This is a genomic window from Thermoplasmata archaeon (genome assembly GCA_035632695.1).
Lineage (GTDB): Archaea > Thermoplasmatota > Thermoplasmata > RBG-16-68-12 > RBG-16-68-12 > RBG-16-68-12.
This window is the reverse complement of the sequence record DASQGG010000197.1, coordinates 1-7,576: the sequence shown is the minus strand read 5'-3', so window position 1 is coordinate 7,576 and position 7,576 is coordinate 1. Positions and strand designations below refer to the sequence as shown.

The window sequence follows — 7,576 nt, the reverse complement described above, 5'->3', positions numbered from 1 at the left end:
CGGGGATGGGACGGCCTTTTATCCCGCATCGACGATTCGCGGGACGGGGCGGAGTATCGTGTCGCAGAAGGTCGCCGTCATCGGCGCGGGCGAAATGGGCCATGGAATCGCGGAGCTGCTGGCCCTTCATGGCTACACAGTCTCCATGAGGGACATCAAGCAGGAGTACATCGATCGAGGCATGGAACGCGTCCATTGGTCCTTGGACAAGCTCGTGGAAAAGGCGCAGGTCACGCGGCAGCAGGCGGACGAGGCGCTGAACCGCATCCACGCCACGCTCGACCTGGACGAGGCGTGCAGGGACGCGGACTTCATTATCGAGGCGGTGTTCGAAGACGTGGAACTCAAGAAGAAGGTGTTCCATGAGCTCGAGGAGGTCGCTCCCGCCAAGGCCGTCCTTGCGTCGAACACGAGTGCGATTCCCATCACGAACATGGCTCTGGCCACGCGCAGGCCGACTAAGGTCGTCGGCATGCACTTCTTCAACCCACCCATGCTCATGCCTTTGATTGAAGTCATCCGGACGGACAAGACGTCGGACGCAACCCTACAGGCGGCGGTGGACCTCTCGAAGTCCCTGGGCAAGACGGCCATCGTGGTCCGCAAGGATGTGCCCGGATTCATCACGACGCGGGTTTACGCGCCCTACATGAACGAGGCGGCCTGGATCCACTATAAGGAAGGCATCCCGATTGAGACCATCGACGCGGCCATGCGGTTCAAGGTCGGGTTCCCCATGGGCCCGTTCGAGATGGCGGACCAGGTGGGCATCGATCTCCTCTTCACCGCCCAGGAGAAAGCCGGGGTCCCCGTACCGCCGCCGTTCCAGGAGAAGTACGCCGCTCGCAAGTTCGGGAAGAAGAGCGGGGAGGGCTTCTACGCGTACAAGGAGGGACGGCCCAAGCTCACGCCCGACATGGCGGGGTCCTTCGACCCGATGCGAATCCTCGCCCCGATCATCAACGAGGCCGCGGAGCTCGTGGCCATGGACGTGGCCAGCCCCGCGGAAATCGACGAGGCGATGCGTCTCGGGACCGCGTTCCCGAAGGGACCGCTCGCCTTGGCCGATGACCTGGGCGTCGACAAGGTCCTCGCGGCCCTCCAAAACCATCCGCGGTCCAAGCCCGCGAAGATCCTCCAGGACATGGTCGCGCGGGGCGATGTGGGCGTCGCGTCCGGGAAGGGATTCTACGAGCACCGCGGCGCCCAGGGCAAGGCGGGGCCTGCGGCGTACGAGACGATTCTGGTGGGGATCGATGCTGCGACGGGCGTCGCCACGATCACCCTGAACCGACCGGACCGGCTGAACACATTCACCCCGCAGATGTTCGAGGAAATCGAGCGCGCCCTCCAGGACCTCGGCAAGGATGATGCGGCCCGGTGCGTTGTGTTCACGGGGTCGGGCGACCGTGCGTTCAGTGCGGGCGCGGACCTCACGGCGTTCGGCGACGCCTCGAAAGCCCATCAGTTCTGGAAGGTCTCCCGACGCTCGGAAGAGGTCTTCCACACCGTGGCGAACTTTGCGAAGCCCACGCTCGCCGCGTTGAACAGCTCCGCGGTGGGCGGGGGGCTCGAACTCGCCCTCGCCTGCGACTTCCGGATCGCGGCCAAGCGGGCGAAGATCGGGCAGACCGAAGTCGCGCGCGGACTTGTCCCCGGTGCGGGCGGGAGCCAGCGGCTCGTCCGCATCGTCGGGCTCGCGAAGGCCAAAGAGATCGCGATGATCGGGGACCGCATCATGGCCGACGAAGCGGCGGCAATGGGCCTGGTCACCAAGGCCGTGGAGAACGAAGCCTTCGAGGCGGAGACGAAGGCGTTCGCGGAGAAGTTGGCCAAGGGGCCGCCCATCGCCATGCGCCTGATCAAGGTCATGCTCAACCGCAGCGGCGACGTGCCCATCGACGCCGCGCTGGAGATGGAGGCGATGGCCTTCGGACTCGTGATGTCCACGGACGACGTGTACGAAGGCATCCAGGCGTTCATGGAGAAGCGGCCTCCCAGCTTCAAGGGCGAGTGAACCCAGGTTTCGGCGCGTTTGCACGAAGCGGGCCCGACGGCCCAGCCTTAGACGGGCGCTTCAGCCTTGCGCGACGACGCCCTTCTTCATGAGGGCGTCAATCCGCCTCACGCCATACCCGAGGGACCGGAGGATGTCGACCGTGTCCCCTCCCTTGGCGGGGACCCGGGCCGGATCACGGGTCGTCGTCTTCGTGTGCTTGGCCGGATGGGCGACCACCTGCATCTTCCACAGTCCGGGGACGTCGACGACCGGGAGGAGACCGCGGGCGTTCACTTGGGGATCGCGGACCACATCAGCCACCGTGCGCACGGCGGTAATCGGAAGGTTGGCCTTCGCGAAGATTGCCTCCCACTCCGCCCGGCGCTTCTCGCGAAAGCGTGCCTGGAGCGCCCTCACAACCTCGGCTTTCTCCTTCTCACTGGGGAACTGCGAGTCCGCGAGCTCCGGAACCCCCAGGAGCTCGCACATCCTCGTCCAGAACTTGGGTTCGACCGTGGCCACGGCCAGCCATCCTCCGTCCGCGGTCTGGTACAGGCCGTAGAAGGGGAAGCGCCCCGTCAGGAGCGCCTCGCCCGCCACGGGCTCCTCGCCGGTCGCCAGGTACCGAGCGAGGTTGAGAATCATGAGGCTGACCGCGGTGTCGAAGATGGAGACGTCGATGAACTCCCCTTTGTGCGTGCGGTCCCGCGTCCGGAGGGCCGCGAGTACGGACATCGCCGCGTTGAAGCCGCTCGCGAGGTCGGCCATGGGCACGCCGGGGATCACGGGCCGCCCGTCGTGGTCTCCCGTGACGCCCAGGATCCCCGCATGGGCCTCGAAGTTGATGTCGTGGGCCGGCACGTCCTTCGCGGGACCCGTCTGGCCGTAGCCGGAGAAGGAGCAGTAGATGAGCCGGGGATTCCGCCGCACGAGGGTCTTGTAGTCCACCCCGAGCTTCTTCATGACCCCGGGGCGGAACTGCTCCATGAGGATATCCGCCTTGGGCACGAGCTGGTGGACGATCTCGCGCCCCTCCCTGGTCTTGAGGTCCACCGCGAGCGAGCGCTTGCCCCGGTTGACCATGAGGAACGGATAGGAGACGCCTTGGACCGACGGCGGGACGGCCCGCATGTAGTCCCCGAGCGCGGGGTCCTCGATCTTGATGACCTCCGCCCCGAGGTTGCAGAGGAGTTGGGTCGCGAACGGGCCCGGGAGGAGGCGCGTGAAATCGAGGACGAGAATGCCTTCCAAGGGGGCGGGCATGCGGCGTCGGCACATCCGGCGGAGGGACTTGAAGGTTGCCCGGCGCGGCTGTGGCGAACCTTCTTATTCCGCACGCCCCATGACATCCGCAGGGAAGCCGATGCCCGAGGCAGTCATCGTTGGCGCGGTTCGCTCCGCGATCGGAAAGCGCGGCGGTTCGTTGAAGGACTGGCGGCCCGACGACCTCGCCGCCTTCGTGCTACGCGAGGTCGTGGACCGGGCGGGGATCGAGCCCAAGCTCGTCGAGGACGTGACCCTGGGGTGCGTCACCCAGGTCGCGGACCAGGGCGGAAACATCGGACGGCTCGCGCCCCTCATCGCGGGGTTCCCGGAGGCCGTGCCGGGGAACAGCGTGAACCGGATGTGCGCGTCCGGGCTCCAGGCCTTCAACTACGCGTGCATGGAGGTCATGACGGGCCAGAACGAGGTCGTCGTGGGGGGCGGCGTCGAGTCTATGTCCCGGGTCCCGCTCGGCTCCGACATGGGGGAGCTGAGCCAGAAGCTGCTCGAGAAGTACGACATCGTCATCCAGGGCATCTCCGCGGACCTGGTCGCGGACAAGTACCATATCACGCGCGAGGCGATGGACGAGTTCTCCTACCACTCCCACATGAAGGCCATCCGGGCCATCGACGAGGGGCGCTTCAAGCGGGAAATCGTCCCCGTGCCCGTGGTCGACGAGAACGGGAACAAGCGCATGTTCGACACGGACGAGCACCCGCGGCGGACGACGACCCTGGAGAAGATCAAGTCCCTGCCGCCCGCGTTCAAGCCGGACGGCCGCATCACCGCGGCGAATTCGAGCGGGATCAACGACGGGGCGTGCGCCCTCCTCGTGACAAACCCGGAGAAGGCCAAGGAGCTTAAGCTCGAACCCCGGGCGCGGTTCGTGGCCACGGGCGTGGCGGGCACGAGCCCGACGATCATGCTCGACGGGACGATCCCCGCGATCCGGAAGGCGTTGGCGACGGCGGACCTCACCGCGGACGACATCGACGTCTGGGAGGTCAACGAGGCGTTCGCGAGCGTTCCCCTCGCGACCCGTAACGAGATCGGGTTCGACGACGCGAGGCTGAACGTGAACGGCGGCGCGATCGCCCTGGGCCACCCGCTCGGGATGAGCGGCGCACGGCTGATCACCACCATGCTCCACGAGATGGAGCGGCAGGAGCTGCGCTACGGCCTCGCGGTCCTCTGCATCGGATTCGGCATGGGGCTCGCCACGATCATCGAGCGGCCCACGTGAGCCATCAGGCGCCCCGAACGAGCGACGGCCAGTCCTCGAGGACGGCGTGGGCGCCGTTGTAGCCGGGCGCGCCCGTGATCCCACCGCCGGGGTGGGTCCCGGCCCCGCAAAGGTAGAGACCCGGAATCGGGGTGCGGTAGCGTCCCCATCCGGGGACCGGGCGGAGGACGAACTGCTGGTCGAGCGTCATCTCCCCGTGGAAGATGTGACCGCCCGTGAGTCCGAAACGGGCTTCCAGGTCTTCCGGCGTCTCGACGTCCACGGCCAGGAGCGCCGAGCGCACGTTCGGGATGTGGGGTTCCAACAAATCGAGGACCCGCTCGCCAAGCGCGGCGCGCCGGTCCGCCCAGGCGGCCTGCTTCAGGTGGTAGGGCGTGTACTGCACCAGGACGGACACGATATGCTTCCCTGCGGGCGCGAGGCTGGCATCGACCGCAGTGGGCACCGTGACATCCAGGACAGGGGACGAGGACACCCCACCGTGCTTCGCGTCGTCGTACGCGCGCTCGATGTACTCTTGGGAGGGTGCCACCTGGACGTGGGGCGCGAAGCCTCCGCCGCCCATGAACGGCATCTGCGGGGCCGCGTCGAGGGCGAGATTCACCTTGGAGACGCAACCCTCGGAGTGGTAGTTCCGCACGCGCGTGATGAAATCCGCACTGAGGATAAGGGGATCCGCGAGCTTCAGGAACGTCCGTTTCGGATCCGCCGTGGAGAGCACGGCGCGAGCGGCCACGGTCTCGCCGTTGCTCAGCTCGACCCCGGAGGCGCGCCCGTCGGGGCTCAGGATGCGGCGCACGCTGGACCCCGTGCGGATGGTGACCCCGCTGGCCTGAGCTGCGGCCGCCAGCGCGTTGGCCAGCGTGGCGCTCCCGCCGCGCACGAACGCCCACGTCCCGCGGTTCGCCGCGGCGAGGAAGTGGTGGACGAGCCCGAACGCGGTCCCCGGAGACCAGGGACCGCGGAACATCCCGGAGAGCGCATCCACGGACAGGGAGGCTTTGAGCAGCTCCCCCTCGAACCACTCCCCAAGGTACTCATGGAGGCTCATCGGCGGCATCCTCAGGAACTCGTACATGGTCTGCCGCCCCAGCCGTCGCAGCTTGAGCGCCCGCCCGAGGAGAAACCAGCCGTCCGCGATGGTCGGCTCCTCGATGCTCGGTGGAATCGACAGAAGGAGCGGGTCGAGGATCCGGGCCACCTCACCCATGAACGCGAGGAACCGAGGGTATGCGGCCGCGTCGGCGGCGGAGAGGCGGCCGATTTCGAACTGCGCCTTCCGCACGTCGTGCCAGAGGCGCAGGGCCTTTCCCCCTTCGCCCACGATCGCGGCGGCCGGCTCGAAGGGCACGAAGGAGAGCCCATACCGGACGAGCTCGAGCTCGTCGACGATCTCGTGCCGGAGGAGACCGCAGAGCGCGGCACCCGTCGGGGCGCGAAAGCCAGGATGGATCTCCTCTGTGGTTACCGCGCCTCCTAGGGAGGCGCGCTGCTCGAGGACCAAGACCCGACGTCCGGCACGTGCGAGGTACGTCGCCGCCACAAGGCCATTGTGGCCCCCGCCGATCACCACCGCGTCGTACGCGCCCGGCACGCTCACACCCGCCGTAGGCTCATATCTTTGAGGACTTCAAGGGCCGCGTTCCGACCGGGGGCGCCCATGACTCCGCCCCCAGGATGCGCGCCCGAACCGCAGAGGTAAAGGCCCCGGACCGGCGTCCGGTACTGCGCCCAACCCGGGACGGGCCGGAAGAACAGGAGCTGGTTCGGCGTCAATTCGCCGTGGAAGATGTTGCCGCCCGTGAGCCCGAATTCCTGCTCGAGGTCCCAGGGGCTCAGGACCTGCTTCCCGACGAGGAGGTCGCGGATCTTCGGGACGTGTTCCTCGATCGTGTCCACGACGGTCTCCCCGAACTCCTCGCGTCGCTCGGGCCACGTACCCTTCCGGAGGTGGTACGGAGCGTACTGGACGAAGTTGGACATGACGTGCGTCCCGGGCGGCGCGAGCGTGGGGTCCAGGGTCGAGGGGACGCACATGTCGATGTACGGACGATGCGAGAAGTCCCCATACTTGGCGTCCTCGTACGCCCTCTCCATGTAGTCCATGCTGTCCCCGATCGTCACGTCCCCCTGGAGATGGGGGCCGTAGCCCGGGAGGACCTTGAAATCGGGGAAGGAACTCAGCGCGAGGTTCACCTTGCCCGACGAGCCCTCGATGTTGAAGTTCCGGATGCCGCGCACGAAATCCTCCGGGAGGGTTTGCGGGTCCAGGAACTTGAGGAACGTTCGCTTGGGGTCGCAGTTCGAGAGGACGACCCGGGAGAGGATCCGCTCGCCCGTGGCAAGCTCCACGCCGATCGCGCGGCCGTCCCGGACAAGGATCTCCCGGACCTCGGCGTTCGTGCGGATCTGGGCGCCGAGGTTCGCCGCGGACGCGGCAATCGAGGCGCTGAGGGCGCCCATGCCTCCCCGGACGTAGCCCCAGGAACGGTAGGCCCCGTCGATCTCCCCCATGGAGTGGTGCAGGAGCACGTATGCCGTGCCCGGAGATCGGGGGCCCAGGAGCGTGCCGATGATCCCGCTCGCGCAGAGCGCGGCCTTCAGCAGATCGCCCTCGAACCACTCGTCGAGGTAGTCCGCCGCGCTCATGGTCATCACGCGCGCGAACTCGTAGACCTCTTCCTCGGTCAGCTCTTGGAGGGGCGCGGCGAGCTTCATGAGCTTGCGCAGTTCGTTCGGATTGAACGAGGCCAGATCGGGCGGTGCCATGTCGAGCAGGGGCTGGATAAACTTGCACAGCCGAACCATCAAGGCGTCGTACCGCGGAAGGACTTCCGCATCGTGCTTGGAGAACGCGAGAACCGCATTGTGCGTGTCCTCCTCGTCGCCCCGGTAGAAGAGGTACCGCCCATCCCTCGCCGGGACGAAGTTGCACTCCTGGGGGATCACCGTGAGTCCGAACCTGGGCAGCTCAAGTTCGCGAATCACGACGGGCCGGAGCATGCTGCAGACGTACGAGCAGACCGTGAACTTGAACCCGGGAACGACTTCCTCGGTGACCGCGGCTC

The 7,576-nt window shown here is 67.1% G+C and carries 5 protein-coding genes; 2 read left to right on the top strand and 3 right to left on the bottom strand.

The genetic code is table 11. The annotated features are described in order from the left end of the window. A partial coding sequence (locus tag VEY12_12255) for a 3-hydroxyacyl-CoA dehydrogenase NAD-binding domain-containing protein (protein HYM40891.1) occupies positions 1 to 2,017 on the top strand: 2,017 nt, incomplete at its 5' end. A 60-nt stretch (positions 2,018 to 2,077) separates the two neighbouring features. Here VEY12_12255 and VEY12_12250 read toward each other — a convergent pair. Next, positions 2,078 to 3,262 carry a CaiB/BaiF CoA-transferase family protein gene (locus tag VEY12_12250; GenBank protein HYM40890.1) on the bottom strand — a complete coding sequence of 395 codons (1,185 nt, stop codon included), beginning with the start codon at positions 3,260 to 3,262 and terminating at the stop codon, positions 2,078 to 2,080. A 100-nt stretch (positions 3,263 to 3,362) separates the two neighbouring features. Here VEY12_12250 and VEY12_12245 point away from each other — a divergent pair, with 100 nt between their 5' ends. After that, on the top strand, positions 3,363 to 4,508 hold the full coding sequence (locus tag VEY12_12245; protein ID HYM40889.1) for a thiolase family protein: 1,146 nt from the start codon (positions 3,363 to 3,365) through the stop codon (positions 4,506 to 4,508). A gap of 4 nt (positions 4,509 to 4,512) precedes the next feature. Here the strand turns inward: VEY12_12245 and VEY12_12240 are convergent, their stop codons facing one another. Then, positions 4,513 to 6,102 (bottom strand): NAD(P)/FAD-dependent oxidoreductase, encoded by a 1,590-nt coding sequence (locus VEY12_12240; GenBank protein HYM40888.1) that lies wholly within the window; start codon positions 6,100 to 6,102, stop codon positions 4,513 to 4,515. 2 nt (positions 6,103 to 6,104) lie between these two features. Beyond that, positions 6,105 to 7,576 (bottom strand): NAD(P)/FAD-dependent oxidoreductase (locus VEY12_12235; protein HYM40887.1); only part of this gene is annotated, 1,472 nt, incomplete at its 5' end.

What these genes read in the sequence shown, in the direction of transcription:
- VEY12_12250 (HYM40890.1), bottom strand. Translation starts at nt 3,262, where the DNA reads ATGCCCGCCCCCTTGGAAGGCATTCTCGTCCTCGATTTCACGCGCCTC.
- VEY12_12245 (HYM40889.1), top strand. Translation starts at nt 3,363, where the DNA reads ATGCCCGAGGCAGTCATCGTTGGCGCGGTTCGCTCCGCGATCGGAAAG.